Origin of the sequence: Streptacidiphilus anmyonensis, assembly GCF_000787855.1 — a bacterium.
GTDB lineage: Bacteria > Actinomycetota > Actinomycetes > Streptomycetales > Streptomycetaceae > Streptacidiphilus > Streptacidiphilus anmyonensis.
In genome coordinates this window covers 1-19,569 of record NZ_BBPQ01000104.1, presented here as the reverse complement: position 1 = coordinate 19,569, position 19,569 = coordinate 1, and the positions used below count along the sequence as shown (strand labels likewise).

Below are 19,569 nucleotides of genomic sequence, written 5' to 3'. Positions count from 1 at the left end.
GGGCGCGCAGGGCGCAGGGCGCGGCGGCGCAGGGCGTGGCGGCGCGGAGGGCGCGGAGGGCGCAGGGGCGGGAAAAGGCCACGTGGGCCGCCCGGCCGGAGGCGTAGGGTTGGCGCATGGCTCAGGAGCTTCCGACCGCGCCGGTGCGGGTCGACGCGTGGATCTGGTCCGTGCGTCTGGCCAAGACCAGATCCGCCGCCGGGACCGCCTGCCGCGCCGGGCACGTGCGGGTGAACGGCGAGCGGGCCAAGCCCGCGCAGCTGGTGCGTCCCGGCGACGAGGTCCGGGTGCGCCAGGAGGGCTGGGAACGCATCGTCATCGTCCAGAAGACCATCGCCAAGCGCGTCGGCGCGCCCGTCGCCGCCGAGTGCCTGGTCGACCAGAGCCCCCCGCCGCCACCCCGCGGGCTCCTCGCCCCCGTCCCCGTCCGCGACCGCGGCGCGGGCCGCCCCACGAAGCGCGACCGCCGCGACATGGACCGCCTGCGCGGCCTCTGAGCCGCGACCGGCCTCAGAACGGCCGCTGCCGCGCAGCGGATCGTTCGAGCGCCGCCACGGTCGTGGTCACGCGGCGGGCGAGGGTTTCGCCCGTCTCACCGTTCAGCAGGGCGTGGGCCAGGATCTCCAGGGCGAAGGTCAGGTACCAGGTCCAGGCGCGGCACAGCGTCGGGGCGTCCACCGCCTCTCGGACGCGGTCCCAGCCGTGCCAGGCGAGGCAGGCCGCGTCGAGCGCGGGATCGAAAGGCTGGGCCAGGTCCCAGTCGAGGACGCCGACGAGCCGACCGTCCGGCGCCCAGTGCGCGTTGGCGCCCGCCAGGTCGCCGTGGACCAGGGAAGGCGCGACCGGCTCCAGCTCCTGAGCGGCCCTCACCCGGCGACGCGCCTCGTCCTGCCACTCCTGCGGCAGCCGGGGGACGACCTCCTCCAGCAGCAGGCCGGACCAGCGCTCGCCGCCCGCGTACTGGTGCGGGGCGCCCAGGACGCCGTCGAGCGCCGACAGGTCGACCGCGCGCAGCGCCTCCAGCAGTGCGGCGAGCTCGTTCGGATCCCCGCCCTCCCCACGGGCGGTGGGTTCGCCGCCCACCCAGGAGAGCGCGACACCGAACCGGCCGTCCGCCTCGACGATTCCGGAGAGCGGCGCGGGCACGGCGAACGGCAGACCCAACGCCGCCAGGCGCCGCAGAAGTTCGACGTTGCGAGCGAGTTCGGCCCCGGCCGTGGGCGTCCTCGCCACGCGGACGACGGCCACCCCCGGCAGCAGCACCACGTCGTGGGAGCCGCCGGCGGCGGTGCGGGCCCCGGCGAGGCGGTGGCCGGGCAGCGCGGCCTCGGCCACCGCGCGGAGCGGCTCGGGGAGGCGGGTGTCGTTCATCGCTCCTGCGCGGCTTGCCTTCAGGACTTCTTGAACGCCACCACGCCGTAGCCGCCGACCTCGGCGCGGGTGAGGCGCAGGTCCTCGTCGCCGACGGGCTCGTCGCCCGCCTGCCACTCGTTGATGGAGACGACGCCCGGCCCGGCCAGCTCCCAGCCGTCGTCGCCGCTGGTGCCGAAGCGCCGGATCTCGTCGTGGGTGCGGGTGGCGATGGTGATGCCGCCGGCCTGGTAGATGCCCGTGACGGCGTCCCTAATCTCCTGCGGGGTGTGGTCCGAGCTGCCGTGGGTGAGGATCAGCACGCTGCCCGGGGCCAGCGCCTGCTTGTAGCGGTCGAGCAGCGCGAACGGGTCGTCCGAGTCCGGCAGGAAGTGGAGCAGCGCGACCACGAGCAGGGCCACGGGCTGCTCGAAGTCGATCAGCTCCTTGACCGCCGCCGCGTCCAGGATCGTGTCGACGTCGTGGAAGTCCGCGTCGACGTAGGCGGTGCGGCCTCGCGGGGTGCTGCTGAGCAGTGCGCGGGCGTGGGTGAGGACCATCGGGTCGTTGTCGACGTAGACGATCCGGGACTCGGGGGCCAGGCGCTGCGCCACCTCGTGGGTGTTCTCGGCGGTCGGGATGCCGGTGCCGATGTCGAGGAACTGGCGTATGCCCAGCGAGCTCGCGTAGCGGACGGCGCGGCCGAGGAAGCGCCGGTTGGCGCGGGCCGCGTCCTGGACGGTGGGGATGAGCTTCACGACCTGCTCGGCCGCGGCGCGGTCCGCCGGAAAGTTGTCCTTGCCGCCGAGGTAGTAGTCGTACATCCGCGCCGGGTGCGGGACATCGGTGCGCAGTTCGGTGCGGGGCTCGCCGTCGCCTTCCTCGGCCGTGGCCCAGTCCCAGTCGACCGCGGCCTCGTCCGCGGCCTCAACTGCGCCCTCAACCGCGCCGACCTCAGCGTCGATAACCGCATCGACGCCCGCGTTGACGTCCGCGTTCTCTGCCACGTCAGCCCCCTCCACCCAACACACCCCGGGACGGGGTGACAGCTCGTCACCCCGTGGTCCCCCATATGTTAGCTGTGAGACGGCAGACTGAGGCCATGGATCACGGATCGTTCACGTCTCATCAACTTCGGGCTCTCTGCCTGGACTTCAACGGCGCCGAGGAGACGTTCCCGTTCAACCCCGAGACCTCGGTCTTCAAGGTCAGCGGGAAGATCTTCGCCATCTCCGCCCTGGACGGGGATCCGCTGCAGGTCAGCCTGAAGTGCGACCCGGAGCTGGCGGTCCGGCTGCGCGCGGAGCACCCCGCCGTCACCGGCGGCTGGCACCTGAACAAGCGCCACTGGAACACCGTCCTGCTGGACGGCTCCCTCCCGGACCGGCTGGTCCGGGAGATGGTCGAGGACTCCTACGACCTGGTGGTCTCCGCCCTGCCGCGCAGGCAGCAACTGCTGCTCGACTGGCCCGGCCTCAGGACGCGGCCGGACGGGCAGCCGGAAGAGTCGCGGGAGGGCTCGCCGGAAGGTCGATCGTGACGTAGGTCTTGCGCAGCGTCTCGTGGACCTCCCACACGCCCGTCCACCCGGCCGGGGTCACCAGGGTGTCGCCGGGCCCGATCTCCACCGGCTCGCCCCCGGTCGGGGTCACCGTCGCACGGCCCGAGAGGATCTGGCAGACCTCGTGGTAGCCCTCCCGCGTCGCCGTGAAACGGCCGGGGGTCGCCTCCCACACACCGGCCTCGACCCCTTCCGGCGCGGTCCACACCGTGCACAGCGCCTCCTGCTGCCCCTCGGTGGTGCTGGTCGGCTTCGGCGCGAACGCGCCGAGCTCGGCCTTCTCGGCGCGGTGCAGAACGACGGCCATGGGCGGTGCTCCTTGCGTGGGCTTTGGTGGGCTTTCGGGGGCTGTCGGGCAGACGGACCACCACGCTGCCAAACCCGGCCAGCCCCGGCCACCGGCAAGGTGTAACGCCCCGACGGGCGAGCCCGACAACCCGCGACCGTGCCGGTCTCGTCGCGGTCCGGCAACAGTCCGGGGGCCGCGCTGTTCGTCCCCTTCGTGCGGCGATACGGTGCCGTCAGAGACGACCAGGATCTGGAGGGGGCGGCCGCCATGCAGGCTGAGATCAAGGGCAGCACGATGCCGGTGCTCGAGGTGCAACTCGGGGCCGGCGAGTACGTGGTGACGCCGCACGGCGAGCTTTCGTGGATGTCCGCCAACGTGCAGATGTCGCAGACCATGTCGGGCGGCGCGCCGGGCGGCGGAGGCGGCGGCTTCATGGGCGCGATGAAGCGCGTCCTGGGCGGCGGCAGCCTCTTCGTCACGCAGTACACGGCCCAGGGCGGGCCCGGCCTGGTCGCTTTCGCGTCCAAGGTGCCCGGCCACATCGTGCCGGTGGACATCGCCCCCGGCCGCAGCGTCATGGTCCACCGGCACGGCTGGCTGGCCGGCACCCCGGGGATCACCCCGACCGTGGGCTTCCAGCAGAGCTTCCGCGGCGGCATGTGGGGCGGCGACGGCTTCGTCCTGCAGAAGCTCGAGGGCCAGGGCCGCGCCTGGGTCGAGCTCTCCGGTGAGCTCACCACCTACACCCTGGGCCCCGGCCAGACGATGCTGGTCCACCCCGGCCACGTGGGCATGTTCGACCAGTCCGTGCAGTTCACGCTGACGCGGGTGCCCGGCATCGCCAACAAGGTCTTCGGCGGCGACGGCTTCTTCCTGGTCGCGCTGACCGGTCCGGGCCAGATCTGGCTGCAGAGCATGCCGCTGCCCAACCTCGCCCACTCCCTCGCCCCGTACCTCCCGGCCAGCGGCGCGGAGAACGCCGAGGCCGCCGGCGTCGGCGGCCTCATCGGCGGCATGCTGCGCTAGGGCCGGTGCCAGGGCCCACCGGCCCGGGTCGCAACGCCGTGCCGACGAGCCGACGAGTAGGAGCCGCACCCTCGGTGCGGCTCCTGCCGTAAGACTTCCGTAGCCGGGTTGTTCGGCTTCGACTGCCCAGTTCAGCGGTCTTATGGAGGCATGCGACGACTCCGCCTCCGCAACCCGCTCGACGTGCCCCTGCCGACTCCCCCGGATTCGGTGCGGAAGGGACCGTTCCGGGAGGGGGCCTTCCGGTCACGGCTGCACGAGCCCCGGACCGCGGTGGTGTTGGGGCGGTGGCTCGGCGTCGCCGTGCTGGTGTGCTTCGTCACCGGCCTGATCAGCCATGAGCTGCAGCAGCCGCCGGGGTGGCTGCGTGACCACCTGCCGAGCAGGCCCGTCCAGGGCTACCGCGTCACCCAGGGCCTGCACGTGATCAGCGGCATCGCCGCGATCCCGCTGCTGGGCGCGAAGCTGTGGACCGTCTACCCGCGCCTCTTCGCCTGGCCGCCCGCACGGACACTCCGCCACGCGCTGGAGCGCCTCGGGATCGCGCTGCTCGTCGGGGCCATGGTGCTGGAGCTCTTCACGGGGCTGCTCAACACGCTCCAGTGGTACCCGTGGCCGTTCCCGTTCCGGCAGACGCACTTCTGGCTGGCCTGGATCGCGGTCGGCGGCCTGCTGCTCCACATCGCCGCGAAGGGGCCGGAGATCGCGGCGCACTGGCGGCGCACGAAGCCGCCGCTGCCGGGACGCCGCGCGTTGCTGGGGTCGGTGGCGGCCGCCGTCGGCGCGGTGACTCTGGTGACGGCCGGTCAGACCGTGCCGTGGCTACGCTCGTTGGACCTTCTCGGACCGCGGCGGCCCGACATCGGCCCGCAGGGACTGCCCGTCAACCGCACCGCCGCCCAGGCCGGGACGCTGCACGCGCCGGCCGACTGGCGCCTGCACGTCGACGGGCCGCGCCCGTACTCGCTCACCATGGACGAGCTGCTGGCCCTCCCGCAGACGGAGGTCGACCTGCCGATCGCCTGTGTGGAGGGCTGGAGCGCGTCCGCCCGCTGGGGCGGCGTGCGGCTGCGCGACCTGCTCGACCGCGCGGGCGCCGCGCCGGGCGCGTTGATCCGGGTCACCTCCCTGGAACAGAACGGTCCGTACGCGGTGACGACGATGCCGCACACCTACGCGCGCGACCCGCTCACCGTGCTCGCGCTCCGCGTCAACGGCCAGGTCCTGGCCCCGGACCACGGCTATCCGGCCCGCGTCATCGCGCCGAACCGCCCCGGGGTCCTGCAGACCAAGTGGGTCTCCCGCCTGGAGGTGCTGTGACCATGACCCCGCTCCGCGCGCTCCGCACCGGCCTGGCTCTCACCGGGATCGGCGTCATCGGCTACGGCATCTACGGGCTGCTGCACGACCCCTACATCCGTGACCCCTTCGACGTCCTGGTCTGGGGCGTCGGCGGTCTGGTCCTGCACGACGGGTTCTGGCTGCCGCTGGTGCTGCTCGCGGGCATGGTGCTGAGCCGCACGGCTGCGACCCGACACCCGCTGCTGCGCGGCGGGTTGACGGTCGCGGCCGCCCTCACCGCCGTGGGTCTGCCTGCGGTGCTGCGGGCGGGCGTCGACCACGGCAACCCGACCCTGCTGCCGCTGCCGTATCTGCGCAACTGGCTGCTGCTGCTCGCCGTCGTCGCGGCCGTCGTCGCGGTTCTCGCCGCCGCGCCGAGACTGCCGGGCGCGGCACGGACGTTCGGCCGCCGGCTCCGGGGGGCCTGGTCCGCTCTCCCCCGCCGGACCTCGGGACGGCCGCGCCTGCGAGAATAGGGCGCAAGCCCACGTGACCTGTCCGAGCGACAGACCCGACAGAAGGGCCGTATGTGACCGACCAGGCTGTGATCCACCAGACCGCCACCGTCGCCGGCGCCGCCATCGCAACCGCCACCGTGACCGCCGTCAGCAGGAACGCCGAGCACTCCTTCAGCAAGTCGAACGCGCCCGCCATCCGCCTGCTCGCCGGCCTCGGCGTCGAAGGCGACACGCACCTCGGCGTCACCGTCCAGCACCGGTCGCGGGTCGCCGCCGACCCGACGCAGCCCAATCTGCGGCAGGTGCACCTGATGCACGCGGAGTTCCACGACGAGCTGCGCGAGGCCGGGTACGAGGTGACCGCCGGGGCGCTGGGTGAGAACGTCACCACCCGCGGCCTGGACCTGCTGGGCCTGCCGCGCGGGACGCGCCTGCGGCTCGGCGCAGAGGCGGAGGTCGAGATCACCGGCCTGCGCAACCCCTGCCCGCAGATCAACGACTTCCGGCCCGGCCTGCTCAGGCACTGCGTGGGCCGGGACGCGGACGGCAACGTGGTGCGCAAGGCCGGGATCATGGGGGTTGTGCTGCGCGGCGGCGAGGTCCGTCCCGGCGACCCGATCACGGTCAAGCTGCCCGACGAGCCGCACCTCCCGCTCGAACGGGTCTGACCCGGGCCTGGCGTCCGGTCCGGCCCGCTCCCTTGACGGAGCGGACCGGCCGGACCAGGGACCGGGCCGGAGACCGGGGCAGAGACCGGGCCAGAGACTGACCAGGCGTCAGTGCTGGGCGGGATTCCAGTAGTCGCCGGCCATCACGATCATCACCAGCGTCTTGATGGTCTCGCCGTAGTAGCCGTCGCCGAACGGGTTGCTCTGCAACTGCTGCCAGATCGCGTTCGTCCACGTCTGGTCACCGGAGGCCATCGCGGCCGGGCCGATCGAGTCGCCGGCCTCCTCGGCCTGGGTGTCGCCGGAGACGTTGCCGTTGGCGCAGTTCAGCTTGATGTGCGGCTGCACCTTGGCGGGGTCGCCCCCGGAGAGCTTCTTGGTGCAGGCCGACCACTTCTTCGCGTCGCCGAGCGAGACGGCGGCCGTGCTGGAGCCGTAGAGGAGCGCGTCGGTGCCGAGGTGCCAGGGCACGCGGATGGAGTTGTAGCCGACGATGTTGTCGGGCTGGTCCTCCTGGTAGTTCGCCGGCGCCGGCGAGGGCGAGGTGGTGTCGGCGTGGATCACGAAGTCCGACATCAGCCCCGCGCTCGGGGAGTACTTGGCGGTGAACTCGCTGACCACCTGCTGCATCCGGTTCACGACCTTGGTCCAGTCGTGGGCCTTGTCGTAGGCGGCGAAGGCGCGCAGGTGGTCCAGCATGTCGTCGGACGGACGGGTGTCGGTGGACGGGCCGTCGTCCTCGCACTTGAGGTGGCCGTCCGAGGTCACGTCGTGGGCGTAGACGCTGGCCAGCCAGGACTCGGCGTCGGCGGTGTAACCGCCCCACTGCTTGTCGGCGAGGATCAGGCCGTAGCCGATGTCCAGGTCCCCGTCGGTGGCCGCGTCGGGGGTGCCGGAGCTGTAGTACTTGCAGGTCTTGCCGTCCAGCTGCCACTGCATCAGGCCCCACTTGTCCTTGTGGTCCTTCACCAGCTGCCAGAGGCCGTTGAACTCGGTCTGCGCACTCGGGTCGTAGCCGGCCATCAGCGGCACGATGTTCATGCCGTAGCCCTGGCCCTCGGAGACCGGCCCGTTGTTGGTCGCGTCGCCGTCACCCTTGGTGGAGACGTAGTACTCGTTGCTCGCGCACCCGTGCACGAGGTAGGTCTTCTTCCAGGCGTTGTACTGCTTCTCCACGGCGGCGTCGCGCGTCGACTGCGAGACTGCGGGCATCACACCGGTCTTGTAGGTCTGATGCTGCGGAAAGGCGAGCTTGGGGGCCGATCCGGCCGCGCCGACCGTGGCGGCGGCGTCCGCGTTGCCGCCGACGGCGTACGCGCCCGCGGCGACTGCGGCGGTGGCCACCAGTGCGGCCACAAGGCGTTGCGGAGTACGGGACATCGACACTCCTTCGAAGTTAGGAAACTTTCCTAACGAGGTTCGTGGAAGTCTTCCGTCCGCCTGGCGAGACGTCAATACCCCCGCAACCCCCAAGTCGCGTTCGTGGCAACCGAAGCAAGATCCCGTCGCGCGCCCGGACCGGTTAGGCTCACGAAGGGCCGTCCAAGCGCCAGGTTCCACGTCCCAAGCACCAGGTTCCAAGCTCCACGAGAGGCGGAAGTCCCGTGACCGACATCGTTCTGCTCACCGGCCGCACCATGCCGCGCGAGGTCCCCGAGAACGACCTCCTGGTGGGCGAGCTGCGCGCGCTGGGCGTCACCGCCGAGATCCACCCCTGGGACGCGGCGCTGGACTGGGGCTCCTACGGCCTCTCCCTGGTGCGCACCACCTGGGACTACTGGGACCGGTTGGACGAGTTCCTCGACTGGGCCGGACAGGTCGGCCGCAAGACCGCGCTGCGCAACCCCGCCGAGGTCATCACCTGGAACCACCACAAGGGCTACCTCGTCTCCCTCGCCGAGCAGGGCGTACCCGTCGTGCCCACCGCACTCCTGGCCCGCGGCTCCGACCGGGCCCGGATCGACGCGGTACTGGCCGAGTTCCGCGAGCGCCACGGCGACATCGAGATCGTCGGCAAGCCGGCCGTCTCGGCCGGAGCGCGCGGCGCGCTGCGCGCCCGCGTCGACGGGCCGGAGACCGCACCGCACCTGGAGTCACTCGTCGCCCGCGGCGACGCGCTGCTTCAGCCCCTCGCCGACTCCGTGCTGACCCGGGGCGAGACCTCCCTGGTCTTCTTCGGCTCCGAGTTCAGCCACGCCGTCCGCAAGGTCCCCGCGGCGGGCGAGTATCGCATCCACGAGCACCACGGCGGCACGGTCCAGGAGCACACCCCCACCGAGGCCGAACTCGCCGTCGCGCAGGCCGCGTTGGCGGCCTCTCCGGCGCCGGTCGCGTACGGACGCGTCGACCTGGTCGAACTCGCCGGCGGCCCCGCCGTCATGGAGCTGGAGCTGATCGAGCCCGAGCTCTTCCTCCCCTACACGGAGGGCGCGACGGCCCGCTACGCCCACCACCTCGCCGGGCTGCTGCCGTGACCGCACCGGCGCAGGTCGACCTCTGGCTCCTCGACGCGCGGGCTCCCCAGCCCGCGCTGGACCCGGCCGTCCTCGACGCGGAGGAACGCGAGCGCGCGGCACGCTTCCTGCGCGAGGGCGACCGCGTCCTCTACACCGTCGCCCACGCCGCCCTCCGCGCGGTGCTCGCGGCACGGACCGGCGTGCCCGCATCGGAGCTCCGTTTCGAGCGCGCGCCCTGCCCCTGCTGCGGCGCGCTGCACGGCCGGCCCCGTCTCACCTCGGCGGACGGCCCCGAGTTCTCCCTGTCGCACGGCGGCGACCTGGTCCTCATCGGCCTGGCTCCGCCGACCGTACCGATCGGCGTCGACGTGGAACGGCTCCCCGGGGCGGAGACGGTCCACGAGACGACGGCCAGCCTCCACCCGGCCGAACGCGCCGAGCTCGCCGCCGCCTCCGGCGGCCCCTCCCCCGCGTCCTTCGCGCGCATCTGGACGCGCAAGGAGGCGTACCTCAAGGCCCTCGGCACCGGTCTCGGCCGTGACCCCTCCGAGGACTACCTCGGCGAGACGGATCCGGCAGCCCTGCCCGAGGGATGGACCATCGCCACCCTCGAAGCCGGCCCGACCCACGCCGCAGCCTTCGCCGTGGCCGCGCAGGCGGCGACGTTCACGTTCCACGCGCTCTGAGCCGGACGGCTCGGTCCATCCTCACTGGGATCAGCCCCGCCGGGCGCGGGCGGCGGCCGGCCCGGCCTACGAGCCGTCACGCGCGTGCCCCGGATTCCGGCCGGGCCCTGCGCACCGCCGACGGACAAGGCCGTCGCAGGGCCGGACTCGGCGCTGGTGCCGGTGCCGGTGCCGGGCTCCACGGCCGGGCTCCACGGCCGGCCGATCGGCGGGAGCTCACGTCTGGCTCTGCGGCTGGTACTCCTCCGCTGCGAGGCCGAACGTCCAGGCGACCCCCTCCCTGGCGCTGCGCGTGCTCGGGGGGACGCGCAGCCAGTACACCCGGTGCGTACCGTCCGGCTCCGGCGTGGAGTTGACCACCTCGACCATGACCAGCGGTTCGTCGCCCGGCAGTTGGATGCGCCACAACACGCCCGTCTCGTCCCGGTCCACCGGCTGGGCCCCGGACTCGGCGAGGTAGCGGTCGTAGCCGAAGTGCTCCAGCATCACGCGGCGCACCTCGGCGTTCGCCTCCTCGCGGATCTCCTCGACCGTCAGCGTGGCGAGACGCGCGAAGAGCGAGGCGGGAACCGGCATGCCGCGCCAAGCGTGCAGGGCGAACCCGTCCGGATAGGCCAGCGCGGGACCGTCGCCGCGGTGCAGACGCCCCGCCTCGTCCAGATCCAGCACGACGGGACGCTCCACCAGCAACGCCACCTCGGCGTACGGCCACCACCAGCCCGCACTGCGCGCCACGGCGGCCAGACCGCCAAGCTCCTGATCGTCCGCCAGCGCGGCGAGCCATGCCGCGTCCTGCTGGCCGAGAACGGCGTCGAGCAGCGCCAGCCGGACGGCCGACCGGGCGTCGTCGGACGGCACCGCCTGCCGGTCCTCGGCCCCGGCCAGCGCGTCCACGACGGCGTCCCGTATCCGCTGGGCCAGCCCGTGCAGGCGCGGCCAGAGCTCGCCCGCGGATCCCGCCCACCGCTCCGACCAGCCGGCCTGGCCGAGTTCGCCGACGAGGCGGGCGCGGGCACGCTCCCAGGGCGCCGTCCGCACGGCGTCCCGCACGCTGGTCACCTGCGGCTGCGAGGCTCCAGGCGCCGACTCGCCCTCGCGCGGTGCGAGCCCCTGCTCCCCGAGCTCATGCTCGGCCAGGCCGTGCGTGCTCGGCCCGTGCTCGCCCAGGCCGTGCTCACCCAGGCCGTGCTCGCTCAAGGCCCGGCGCGCCTCCACTCGGGCAGGCTCGGCCTCCGGCCCGGCCAGTTCGTCCGCGCCGCCGGTCAGTTGCAGGGCGGCCGCGGCGGCGACCAGCGGCGAGTCGAACCACACCACAGCCCGGGGCTCCGGCAGGCTGGCCTGCCGGTACGCCGCGCGCACCCCGGCCTCCGCCGCGGCCCGGTCCGCCGGACCGACCCGCAGGCCGATCCGCGCCCAGTCGTCCCGCTCGGTCCCCATGATCGCTCTCCTCGCCTCGTGTGACGCCCTACGGGCTGAACTGCCTCTGGTGCTTGTCCGCTGCTGACGACCTGCTGACGACGCCTCAGTCGGCGACGACCCGGACCGCGCCGGGCGTGTACTCCCGCTGCCGGACCACGCGGTACCAGCCGCGCGGCAGCGCTATCGCGGCGTGCTCCTCGTGGACGATCCGACCGGCCTCGGTGAGCTCCAGCCAGGCCGACGCGAACTGGTCCCCCTCGCGCAGCAGGCGACCCGGTCCTTGAACGGCGTGGGCATGGCCGGTGACCTCGCCGCGCGCCAGCACCAAGCGCCCGCGGCCGTCCCTCGCCTGGGCCGGCAACGACGCGACCGAGGCCGGCACCGCGCTCTCGGCCACCGGGACCAGCAGGACGTCTCCTTGGCGATACATCGGCCAAACCCCCTCGTCGGGCTTCTGTGGCGACCCGCGTCGCCCACGTCCCGAACACTAGGAGGGGGCACTGACAACCGACGTCGCGGACGCGACCACGCCCGGCCGCTCCGGGAACCCCGGTCCGTGCGCTGTCGGTCGGGCCTGATAGGACATGGGCCGCTGTCCTCGTCCGGCTGTCCCTTCTCCGCTCTGGAGTGCCACCGATGTCCGCTCACCACCTGACCGGGTTCCACGGTCTCCCGGTCTTCGACTTCCCGTCGGCCGAGGCCGCCGAGCCGCTCCCCGCGGCCGACGCCGTCGCCTGGCGTCTGCGCTACGACTGGGACGGGGAGGAGGACTTCGCGGGTCTCTGGCAGCGCTTCCGGGACACCGTCCGCACCGAGGAGGTCCGCGCGCTGGTCATCGGCGCGTGGGACGAGGAGATGTACGAGGACGACGCCTTGGAGCCGGTGCTCAAGGCCGTCGTCGACGCGAAGGACGGCTTCCCCGGGCTGCGCGCCTTCTTCCTCGCCGACCTCGAGTCAGAGGAGAACGAGATCTCCTGGATCCAGCAGCAGGACCTGGCCCCGCTGTTGGAGGCCTACCCGGCCCTGGAGGAGCTCGGCGCCCGCGGCGCGCACCGCGTGTTCACGCCCGTCCAGCACGCCGCGCTGCGCGTGCTGCGCCTCGAATCCGGCGGGCTGGCCAAGGAGGTGGTGCACGGCGTCAGCGAGAGCAAGCTCCCAGCCCTGGAGCACCTGGAGCTCTGGCTCGGCACCGAGAACTACGGCGGCGACACGACCGTCGCCGATCTCGCGCCGCTCCTTTCCGGCGACCGCTTCCCGGCGCTGCGTCACCTCGGTCTGCAGGACAGCGAGATCCAGGACGAGATCGTGGCGGCCGTGGCCGCCGCTCCGGTCGTCCCCACCCTGACCTCGCTCAGCCTCTCCATGGGCATCCTGACCGACGCGGGCGCCGAGGCGCTGCTGCACGGCCAGCCGCTGACCCACCTCGAGCGGCTCGACCTGCACCACCACTTCCTCTCCGACGCCATGATGCAGCGCCTGCGCGAGGCACTCGAACCGGCCGGGGTCGAGCTGGACCTGAGCGGGCAGAGCACGCCGCACCAGTGGAACGACCAGGTCTGGCACTACGTCGCGGTCTCCGAGTAGCGGCGGGAGCGGGAGAGACCATGTCCGTCGAGAACCACCTCAGCACCTTCCACTCGCTGCCCGTCGTCGACTACGGCGAGCTGATGGAGAAGGCCGAGCAGGGCGAGCCCCTTCCCGAGCCCGACTCCGTCGCCTGGCGTCTCGCGCTCGACATCGACGACGTGTACGACCCCAAGCCCGGGGGCCGGGACGACTACGACCCGATCTGGCGGGACTTCCTGGCGCGCGTCGACCTGAGCCGGGTCCGCGCCCTGGTGCTCGGCGTCTGGGACGACACCGCGGACAGCGGCCTGGACGAGCTGCGGGACCTGCTGATCGAGCAGGCGGAGTCGTTTCCGGCGCTGCGCGCCGTCTTCCTCGGCGACCTGGTGCGCGAGGAGAGCGACATCGCGTACATCCAGCAGTGCGACCCGGCCCCGCTGCTCGATGCCTTCCCCCTGCTGGAGGAGTTCGGCGCCCGCGGCGGCGACCAGGCGTGCGGCCCGCTGCGTCACACGGCCCTGCGCACCCTCCGCTTCGAGTCCGGCGGCCTTCCCGAGGTCGTGGTCCGGGCGGTCGGCTCGGCCGAACTTCCCTCGCTGGAGCGGCTGGACCTCTGGCTCGGCGTCGAGGAGTACGGCGGCACGACGGACGTGTCCCTGCTCGCCCCGCTGTTGGACGCCGGGCGCTTCCCTCGCCTGCGGCACCTCGGTCTGGCCGACAGCGAGATCCAGGACGCCGTCGCCGCGGCCGTGGCGTCAGCCCCGGTGGTGGCCCAACTGGAGTCGCTCGACCTCTCCATGGGCATCCTGACCGACACGGGTGCGGAGGCCCTGCTCACCGGCCAGCCGTTGACGCACCTCGCCCGTCTCGATCTGCACCACCACTTCCTCTCCGCGGAGATGGCCGCGCGCCTGCGCGCCGCGCTGGAACCCGCGGGGGTCGCGGTGGATCTGAGCGATGCGCAGGTGCCGACGCGGTACGGCGACGAGGACCCGTGGTTCTTCGTCGCGGTCTCGGAGTGATCCCCGTGTCCGCTCCCTCCCCCGTCCGTTTCGCGGTCGTCGGCGTGCCCGGCAACCGCCGCGTCGGGATGTTCGCCGAGGCCGTGCGCGCGGCCGGGCTCGGCGAACCCGTCGTCGTCCCCTGGCGGGAGGTGCTGGCCTCGCAGAGCGGCGGCGTGCCGCCGTCGCTGCCGCCCGGCTGCCTGGTCCGGGTCGACTCGCCGGGCGAGGACGAGGGGGTGGACCGCCTGCTGCGCGGTCACGCCCTCGGCGAGGGCTGGGCGCCGACCAGGGTCGAGGGCGGTGCGGCCTGGCACGCGGGCTTCCGCCGCGGTCTGCGCAGGCTCGCCGAGATCGTCGCCGCGACGCCGGACTGCCGGCTGCTGGCCGACCCGGACGACATCTCGGTGATGTTCGACAAGCGGCTCACCCACGCGCGTCTCGCCGCCGCCGGCGTCCCGGTGCCTCCGGCGCTGGTCCAGGGCCCGGGCGGCGTCCACGGCTGGGAGGAGCTGCGGCAGCTCCTGCGTGAGCAGCGGCTGCCGCGCGTCTTCGTCAAACCCGCCCACGGGTCCTCGGGTTCGGGCGTGGTCGCCCTTGAGCTCGGTCCGGGCGGGCGGGCCGGCGCCACCACCTCGGCCCAGCTGACCACGGCCGCGGACGGCTCCGTGCGGCTCTACAACTCCCTCCACGTGCGGCGCTACCGGGAGGAGTCGGAGCTGCGCGCGCTCTTCGACGCGCTCGCGGCCGAGCGGTTGCATGTCGAGCGCTGGCTGCCCAAGGCCACCCAGGGCGGCCGCGCGGCCGATCTGCGTGTCGTGGTGACGGCCGGTCGTGCCACCCACCTTGTCGTCCGCACCAGCTCGCACCCGATGACCAACCTCCACCTCGGCGGCAGCCGGGGAGACCTCGCCGAGCTGCGCGAGGCCGTCGGCCCCCGCTGGCCGGCGCTGCTGGAGACGGCGGAGCAGGCCGCGGCCTGCTTCCCGGGCAGCCCGTCCGTCGGCGTGGACGTCCTGCCCGCCACCGGCTGGCAGCGCTTCCGCGTCGGCGAGGTCAACGCCTTCGGCGACCTGCTGCCCGGTCTCACCGGCCTGCCCGGCAGCGGCGCGGAGGGCCTGGACACGTACGCCGCCTACGTCGCCGCGACCACAGGCACCACCACGCACCGAGAGCTCAGCCCATGCCCCTGACCGACCCGCACCCGCACCCGCCCCTCGCGCCGGGCGCGATCCCGCGCTCCCCGGATCTCGACATGAACGAGATCGTCGGGAGCCACGACATCCTGCTCGTCACGCTCGACACCCTGCGCTACGACGTCGCGGCGGAGCTCGCCGCCGCCGGACGGCTGCCGAACCTGGCCGCCTCCGTGCTGCCGTCGGGACGCTGGGAGCGCCGTCACAGTCCCGGCAGCTTCACCTACGCGGCCCACCAGGCCATCTTCGCGGGCTTCCTGCCGACCCCGGCCGAGCCGGACGGGCCGCGGGGGCGTCTCTTCGCCGCGCGCTTCGCCGGCAGCGAGACCACGGCCGCGGCGACGTACGTCTACGACACGCCCGACCTCGTCTCGGGCCTGGCCGCGTCCGGCTACCGGACCGTGTGCATCGGCGGCGTCGGCTTCTTCAACAAGCAGGCGGCGCTGGGCTCGGTGCTGCCCGGCCTGTTCCAGGAGAGCCACTGGTCGCCCGAGTTGGGCGTCACCTCGCCCACCTCCTTCGAGTCCCAGGTCGCCCTCGCCGAGCGGATCTCGGCCGGGCACCGGCCCGAGCAGCCGCTGTTCCTCTTCGTCAACGTCTCGGCGCTGCACCAGCCCAACTGGTTCCACCTGCCGGGCGCGACGCGCGAGCACGGCGACAACCGCGCCTCCCACGCCGCCGCGCTGGAGTACGTCGACGCCCATATCGGCCGGCTCCTCGCGGCGATGCGCCGACGCCGCCCGTGCCTCGCGATCGTCTGCTCCGACCACGGCACCGCCTACGGGGACGACGCCTACCACGGCCACCGCATCGGCCACGAGGCCGTGTGGACCGTCCCCTACGCCCACGCGGTGCTGCCCGCCGAGCCGCCCGCCTCCACGTCACCGGGACGCGAACCCGAACCCGCATCCGCAAGCGCGCCCGCACCGGTACCGGCCGCCACGCCGGCCGCGACACCGGCCCCCGCACCGACCCGCACGCCCGAGGAGACGCCGTGACCGTCGCCGACCAGCGCGTCCCCGGCCTGGACACGGGCGAGTCCCCGTACCAGAGCTACGTCTACGCGTATCAATACATCCTCAGATGCATGTCAGCAATAACGCGCTGACCTGCACCTTGGTGCGCAGATCGGTCCTCGTTACGCGCGACTGCGCGCGTCGTCCAGCCGTGATTCGTAGAAGGCCCGGTCCCTGGGGAATCCTTCGAGGGCGGAGAGACCGCTGCTCAGAGCGTCGACCGCGACTGACCAGTCACGCGCAGCATGAGCGGCTTCGCCGAGCAAGAGCTTCGCTCGAACCGGGTCGAGCCAGTACAGCCAACCGGGTCGCTCTTCAGGAGCTGGGGACTGCAACGCGAGTTCGTAGGCTTCCTCGGCCAGTTGCCGCGAGCGGTCACGCTCACCAACCGCTGCGGCAGCCATCGCGGCCGCGTGAGAGGCGATGGACTGGGCAGCCGGCGATAGGTGTCCGGGGGCCTGCCTGGATGCCTCAGCAGTCCTCAACGCGCGGATCGGGTCGCCGTGGTTGAGGGTGTAGTAGGAGCGCACGCGGGTGACCCAGGACGCCATGTCACCTGAACCTGCGTCGATCGCCCATCCATGTGCCAGATCCAACCAGGCATGAGCAGGCCCCGGGTAGCCCTCGTTCGCGGCTACCCAAGAGAGCCAGTGAGCATGTTCGGCGGCCAAGATCAGCAGCCGGTCAGCAACTTCGGCTGAGGCTCCTGGGAGCAGCCGAGTAACGGCGTCAAGCTGGGATCGGACCACGGGCCACAGATCACGGCCGCCTACTTCATCCTCCGCGCGGCGATGTTCAGCCAGAACACGGGCGATCCAGTCGGCGGATCGAACGTCGATCCTGCCAGTGGTGTGGGCCCTGGCGATGCGCTCGTTCAGCTCGGGATCGGGTCCCCAGGAAGCAAGCGAATCGTCTCGACGGTCGGATAGTCCACGAAGCTCGTCAGGCACGGCAAGTCCCTCTGTGATTCGGGCGATTACGTCAGCGCTCGTGACCTTGCGCTTGCCGCCTTCAATCAACGAGACATGCGACTGAGGCATGCCGATGAGGGAGCCAAAGGCGAGTTGCGATAGGCCGGTTACACGTCGGTACTCCCGGAAGATGACTGCCCAATCTTGGGCTGCCCACGCGGCGCGCAACCGAGCGCCCGCCCATGATCCAGCGTCAGCCATGGCTCAAACGATACGCCGCCCCCATACGCTCTGCGTATCGCTTTGCTCTCTCTCGTCGTCGAACCTGACTGCATCGGAGAAATCGGCGACACGGCGGGACCGTGTGGTCACCAGGGAGGGCAAGTGCTTCGCGAATCCGCTGCGGTGTCTGGCTACGCCTCCGCGACCATGATGTCGGCCGACTTCCCGAAACGTGCACGCACGGCTCTGCCTGAACTCGACTGGACTCAAGCGCTCCAGCAGCAGCACCGGTATCGCTGCTGGGTCTGGTCAGCCTCCGACCTGGCAACGGTCGGGCTGGCGTTGGCGCGGATCGCCCGCGGGCTTGCGCTGGAAGCAGTCTTGGACTGGTGCCTTGAGCCGCTGGCAGACGATACGGCCTTGTGCGTAGCGGAGTTGATCGGCAATGCCATGACTCACGGGTGTAGGGAGGGGCACCACCCGGCGCTCTCTCTGGGGCTGCGGTACTTCCCCACGTGTTGTCTCTTGCTGGAGGTGGGTGATCCGAATCCGGCTCCACCGCTGCTGCCCAGCGGTGCTCAGCTGGAGACGTCGGACAACATGCCCACGGACGGTCGAGGCCTGGTGATCATCCGGGAGCTGGCGGATCACCTGTGGTGGCGTAGGCAGGGGTCTGGCGGCAAGATCGTTTATGCGCGCTTGGACACGCCTCGCTACTTCGCGCCATTGGCGGGTGGTCATCGTGGCTGAGAAGCGCACCCCGGACCTGTACCCCCTCGCTGGCTACACGTGGAGCACATGGCTTGCTCCCGCCTACACGCCGCCCCAGCAGTCTCCGATGGATTCATGTCCGGATCAATCTGACGTTCAGGATAAGGACGCGAAAGAGCGGGAGATCGACGACCACGGGGAGGTCTCTGATGTTTAGCTGGGTTGATCGCAGCTCTAAGGCGGGGCGTGGGCAGGTGTTTCGGTGCGCTTACTGCCACGGGAAGGTGCGCGCTGACAAGGCGCGCACTGAGAGCGTTCGCGGTGTGCAGCAGTACGTGCATGCCTGGCATCCCAGGCGGCGAGCCTGATCTGGTCTCCCGTGCGTACCCGTTGACGCTCGGGTGGGCTCCCGGCCGAGCTGGGCCGCCGGTCGGGAGCCGTCCACCGAACTGAAATCGAAGATTGTGCCGGACCACCCTCATACCTTGGCGGGGAGTGGGTGGTCCGGTGGGTTTGCACCCGGTACCGATGGTACTCGGGTGATCACGCATGTCTGGGCATATGCCCGTCAACTCCGGTCGACTGCGGTCGGAGTGGTCGTCTGAGTAGTGGTGCCGCAGGGTCAGCACTGGACGTGGAACCTGGGGACGGGATGGCCATGGACGACGGCGGGGCACGCGCCGATGACGGTATGGAGGGGTACGAACTGGAACTGGACGGCGGGGCGCTGGTGCCTGGCGTGGACTACGAAGCGGAGTGGCTACGCGCGCGGGCCGCTGCGTGCAAGCTGAACGCCGCGCTGGGGCGGCTCGGCATCGCACGTGAACGGCTGCGGGCGCAGGCCGGTTGGGCGGGTGACGGTTCCGGCGTGGTGCACGTGAGCCTGGATACCGGGACGGCCACGGACCTGGCGCGGTTGCTTGAGCTGATGCCCGGGAACGGCTCAGCGGCCTAACGGTGCTGCGCGCGCCTGCGCATGCCCGGGGCCTGAGCGGGGTGGTCCCTCGTCGATCGGGCAGCTTCGACGAACCGGGGTTCTTCGGGGCCCGCCAAGGCTCACAGGGTGACCCTTGGGCTCGGCCTTGGCGGGCCCCGGAGGTTCCCGGTACGCCTTCGGTGTCCGATCGACGAGGGGCACCGCGACCCGGCCTTTCACCCACCCGTCCCGCGCGTTACCGATCGCAGGTCCCTCGGAGGAGGGCCGGGGGCTCGGGGGCAGCGCCCCCGAAGGGCCCGCCTGGCGGTCGTTCCGGCTGCTTGGCACGGCGTGCGCCTTGGGCGGGCTGCCGCTCGGCCGGGACCGGCCGCCAGGCCGCATGCCCGGCCGAGGGCGGCAGGGCCGCCCGGCGGCGCGAACGCGCCGCCGCTTGAGACAGTGAATGAACTCTCCAACAGCCTTTTCCGGCGCGCCCCCTGCCCCCGCCCCCGGTCATTGCGGCGGGGCTCCGCGGGTGGGGCAAGCACCGGAGCTGGTGGAGGGTGCTCGGTGCAGCCGACTAGGGGAGCTGGCCGGTCTGGTCGACGAGCCAGAGCACGGCAGCGCGCGGTGTACGCGGGGCCGTCCGCACGCCTCTCGGTCAGATGGTGGCCTCGGCCGATATCTGCGTGCTGTCATCCGGAGCCCTGGAGCTGGCCTGAGGCTGCGTTCTGGCGTTTCATGTCGGGTCCGTCACGGTTCGGGGCCCGGGCAGC

21 protein-coding genes are annotated in these 19,569 nt (G+C 72.2%); 14 read left to right on the top strand and 7 right to left on the bottom strand.

The genetic code is table 11. From position 1 onward, the window contains the following. Nucleotides 1–116 precede the first annotated feature (116 nt). Nucleotides 117–497, top strand: coding sequence for an RNA-binding S4 domain-containing protein (locus tag TR50_RS40045; protein ID WP_042434676.1), 381 nt, complete (start codon nucleotides 117–119; stop codon nucleotides 495–497). Nucleotides 498–510: 13 nt separating this feature from the next. On the opposite strand, the gene TR50_RS40040 is transcribed toward TR50_RS40045, so the two are convergent. Beyond that, complete coding sequence (locus tag TR50_RS40040; protein WP_042434673.1) at nucleotides 511–1,371, bottom strand: aminoglycoside phosphotransferase family protein; 861 nt, start codon at nucleotides 1,369–1,371, stop codon at nucleotides 511–513. Nucleotides 1,372–1,391: 20 nt separating this feature from the next. Beyond that, on the bottom strand, nucleotides 1,392–2,357 hold the full coding sequence (locus TR50_RS40035) for an SAM-dependent methyltransferase (RefSeq protein ID WP_236654794.1): 966 nt from the start codon (nucleotides 2,355–2,357) through the stop codon (nucleotides 1,392–1,394). Nucleotides 2,358–2,452: 95 nt separating this feature from the next. Between TR50_RS40035 and TR50_RS40030 the strand changes: the two genes are divergently transcribed. Further along, nucleotides 2,453–2,890: an MmcQ/YjbR family DNA-binding protein gene (locus TR50_RS40030; RefSeq protein WP_042434670.1), complete on the top strand. Its 438-nt coding sequence runs from the start codon at nucleotides 2,453–2,455 to the stop codon at nucleotides 2,888–2,890. On the opposite strand, the gene TR50_RS40025 is transcribed toward TR50_RS40030, so the two are convergent. After that, complete coding sequence (locus TR50_RS40025) at nucleotides 2,826–3,218, bottom strand: cupin domain-containing protein (RefSeq protein ID WP_042434667.1); 393 nt, start codon at nucleotides 3,216–3,218, stop codon at nucleotides 2,826–2,828. The genes TR50_RS40030 and TR50_RS40025 overlap by 65 nt on opposite strands. A gap of 249 nt (nucleotides 3,219–3,467) precedes the next feature. Between TR50_RS40025 and TR50_RS40020 the strand changes: the two genes are divergently transcribed. The 4 genes from TR50_RS40020 to TR50_RS40005 all read left to right on the top strand — a co-directional run bounded on the left by TR50_RS40020 (nucleotide 3,468) and on the right by TR50_RS40005 (nucleotide 6,693). Then, nucleotides 3,468–4,226: a TIGR00266 family protein gene (locus TR50_RS40020; protein WP_042434703.1), complete on the top strand. Its 759-nt coding sequence runs from the start codon at nucleotides 3,468–3,470 to the stop codon at nucleotides 4,224–4,226. A gap of 150 nt (nucleotides 4,227–4,376) precedes the next feature. Further along, nucleotides 4,377–5,546 carry a molybdopterin-dependent oxidoreductase gene (locus TR50_RS40015; protein WP_084701815.1) on the top strand — a complete coding sequence of 390 codons (1,170 nt, stop codon included), beginning with the start codon at nucleotides 4,377–4,379 and terminating at the stop codon, nucleotides 5,544–5,546. A 2-nt stretch (nucleotides 5,547–5,548) separates the two neighbouring features. After that, nucleotides 5,549–6,043: a hypothetical protein gene (locus TR50_RS40010; RefSeq protein WP_063775252.1), complete on the top strand. Its 495-nt coding sequence runs from the start codon at nucleotides 5,549–5,551 to the stop codon at nucleotides 6,041–6,043. A gap of 119 nt (nucleotides 6,044–6,162) precedes the next feature. Beyond that, the gene (locus tag TR50_RS40005) at nucleotides 6,163–6,693 is read left to right on the top strand and encodes an MOSC domain-containing protein (RefSeq protein WP_042434694.1); all 531 of its coding nucleotides are present in this window, start codon (nucleotides 6,163–6,165) and stop codon (nucleotides 6,691–6,693) included. Nucleotides 6,694–6,801: 108 nt separating this feature from the next. Here TR50_RS40005 and TR50_RS40000 read toward each other — a convergent pair whose 3' ends face one another. Next, nucleotides 6,802–8,073, bottom strand: coding sequence for a glycosyl hydrolase family 8 (locus TR50_RS40000; RefSeq protein ID WP_152648901.1), 1,272 nt, complete (start codon nucleotides 8,071–8,073; stop codon nucleotides 6,802–6,804). A gap of 224 nt (nucleotides 8,074–8,297) precedes the next feature. On the opposite strand from TR50_RS40000, the gene TR50_RS39995 reads away from it, so the two are divergent. Next, a complete protein-coding gene (locus TR50_RS39995; RefSeq protein WP_042434664.1) occupies nucleotides 8,298–9,167 on the top strand; it encodes an ATP-grasp domain-containing protein in 870 nt (289 codons plus the stop codon). Next, complete coding sequence (locus tag TR50_RS39990; protein WP_042434661.1) at nucleotides 9,164–9,835, top strand: 4'-phosphopantetheinyl transferase family protein; 672 nt, start codon at nucleotides 9,164–9,166, stop codon at nucleotides 9,833–9,835. Before TR50_RS39995 ends, TR50_RS39990 begins: the two co-directional genes overlap by 4 nt. Before the next feature lie 216 nt (nucleotides 9,836–10,051). On the opposite strand, the gene TR50_RS39985 is transcribed toward TR50_RS39990, so the two are convergent. Then, on the bottom strand, nucleotides 10,052–11,272 hold the full coding sequence (locus tag TR50_RS39985; RefSeq protein ID WP_052441851.1) for a DUF6745 domain-containing protein: 1,221 nt from the start codon (nucleotides 11,270–11,272) through the stop codon (nucleotides 10,052–10,054). An 85-nt stretch (nucleotides 11,273–11,357) separates the two neighbouring features. Then, a complete protein-coding gene (locus TR50_RS39980; protein ID WP_042434658.1) occupies nucleotides 11,358–11,684 on the bottom strand; it encodes a DUF8820 family protein in 327 nt (108 codons plus the stop codon). A 206-nt stretch (nucleotides 11,685–11,890) separates the two neighbouring features. Here TR50_RS39980 and TR50_RS39975 point away from each other — a divergent pair, with 206 nt between their 5' ends. The 4 genes from TR50_RS39975 to TR50_RS39960 all read left to right on the top strand — a co-directional run bounded on the left by TR50_RS39975 (nucleotide 11,891) and on the right by TR50_RS39960 (nucleotide 16,015). Then, nucleotides 11,891–12,838, top strand: coding sequence for an STM4015 family protein (locus TR50_RS39975; protein WP_042434649.1), 948 nt, complete (start codon nucleotides 11,891–11,893; stop codon nucleotides 12,836–12,838). Nucleotides 12,839–12,858: 20 nt separating this feature from the next. After that, on the top strand, nucleotides 12,859–13,842 hold the full coding sequence (locus TR50_RS39970; RefSeq protein WP_042434646.1) for an STM4015 family protein: 984 nt from the start codon (nucleotides 12,859–12,861) through the stop codon (nucleotides 13,840–13,842). Continuing rightward, nucleotides 13,839–15,014 carry an STM4014 family protein gene (locus tag TR50_RS39965; protein ID WP_439654280.1) on the top strand — a complete coding sequence of 392 codons (1,176 nt, stop codon included), beginning with the start codon at nucleotides 13,839–13,841 and terminating at the stop codon, nucleotides 15,012–15,014. Before TR50_RS39970 ends, TR50_RS39965 begins: the two co-directional genes overlap by 4 nt. 62 nt (nucleotides 15,015–15,076) lie before the next feature. Beyond that, a complete protein-coding gene (locus TR50_RS39960; RefSeq protein WP_084701817.1) occupies nucleotides 15,077–16,015 on the top strand; it encodes an STM4013/SEN3800 family hydrolase in 939 nt (312 codons plus the stop codon). 140 nt (nucleotides 16,016–16,155) lie between these two features. Here the strand turns inward: TR50_RS39960 and TR50_RS39955 are convergent, their stop codons facing one another. Then, on the bottom strand, nucleotides 16,156–17,205 hold the full coding sequence (locus TR50_RS39955) for a helix-turn-helix transcriptional regulator (RefSeq protein WP_042434643.1): 1,050 nt from the start codon (nucleotides 17,203–17,205) through the stop codon (nucleotides 16,156–16,158). Between the two features lie 123 nt (nucleotides 17,206–17,328). Between TR50_RS39955 and TR50_RS39950 the strand changes: the two genes are divergently transcribed. Both TR50_RS39950 and TR50_RS39945 read left to right on the top strand, forming a co-directional pair. Beyond that, the gene (locus TR50_RS39950; RefSeq protein ID WP_042434640.1) at nucleotides 17,329–17,916 is read left to right on the top strand and encodes an ATP-binding protein; all 588 of its coding nucleotides are present in this window, start codon (nucleotides 17,329–17,331) and stop codon (nucleotides 17,914–17,916) included. A 613-nt stretch (nucleotides 17,917–18,529) separates the two neighbouring features. Next, nucleotides 18,530–18,832, top strand: coding sequence for a hypothetical protein (locus TR50_RS39945; protein WP_052441850.1), 303 nt, complete (start codon nucleotides 18,530–18,532; stop codon nucleotides 18,830–18,832). Nucleotides 18,833–19,569: the final 737 nt, after the last annotated feature.

What these genes read in the sequence shown, in the direction of transcription:
- TR50_RS40045 (WP_042434676.1), top strand. Translation starts at nt 117, where the DNA reads ATGGCTCAGGAGCTTCCGACCGCGCCGGTGCGGGTCGACGCGTGGATC.
- TR50_RS40040 (WP_042434673.1), bottom strand. Translation starts at nt 1,371, where the DNA reads ATGAACGACACCCGCCTCCCCGAGCCGCTCCGCGCGGTGGCCGAGGCC.
- TR50_RS40030 (WP_042434670.1), top strand. Translation starts at nt 2,453, where the DNA reads ATGGATCACGGATCGTTCACGTCTCATCAACTTCGGGCTCTCTGCCTG.
- TR50_RS40025 (WP_042434667.1), bottom strand. Translation starts at nt 3,218, where the DNA reads ATGGCCGTCGTTCTGCACCGCGCCGAGAAGGCCGAGCTCGGCGCGTTC.
- TR50_RS40020 (WP_042434703.1), top strand. Translation starts at nt 3,468, where the DNA reads ATGCAGGCTGAGATCAAGGGCAGCACGATGCCGGTGCTCGAGGTGCAA.
- TR50_RS40015 (WP_084701815.1), top strand. Translation starts at nt 4,377, where the DNA reads ATGCGACGACTCCGCCTCCGCAACCCGCTCGACGTGCCCCTGCCGACT.
- TR50_RS40010 (WP_063775252.1), top strand. Translation starts at nt 5,549, where the DNA reads ATGACCCCGCTCCGCGCGCTCCGCACCGGCCTGGCTCTCACCGGGATC.
- TR50_RS40000 (WP_152648901.1), bottom strand. Translation starts at nt 8,073, where the DNA reads ATGTCCCGTACTCCGCAACGCCTTGTGGCCGCACTGGTGGCCACCGCC.
- TR50_RS39985 (WP_052441851.1), bottom strand. Translation starts at nt 11,272, where the DNA reads ATGGGGACCGAGCGGGACGACTGGGCGCGGATCGGCCTGCGGGTCGGT.
- TR50_RS39980 (WP_042434658.1), bottom strand. Translation starts at nt 11,684, where the DNA reads ATGTATCGCCAAGGAGACGTCCTGCTGGTCCCGGTGGCCGAGAGCGCG.
- TR50_RS39975 (WP_042434649.1), top strand. Translation starts at nt 11,891, where the DNA reads ATGTCCGCTCACCACCTGACCGGGTTCCACGGTCTCCCGGTCTTCGAC.
- TR50_RS39970 (WP_042434646.1), top strand. Translation starts at nt 12,859, where the DNA reads ATGTCCGTCGAGAACCACCTCAGCACCTTCCACTCGCTGCCCGTCGTC.
- TR50_RS39960 (WP_084701817.1), top strand. Translation starts at nt 15,077, where the DNA reads ATGAACGAGATCGTCGGGAGCCACGACATCCTGCTCGTCACGCTCGAC.
- TR50_RS39955 (WP_042434643.1), bottom strand. Translation starts at nt 17,205, where the DNA reads ATGGCTGACGCTGGATCATGGGCGGGCGCTCGGTTGCGCGCCGCGTGG.
- TR50_RS39945 (WP_052441850.1), top strand. Translation starts at nt 18,530, where the DNA reads ATGGCCATGGACGACGGCGGGGCACGCGCCGATGACGGTATGGAGGGG.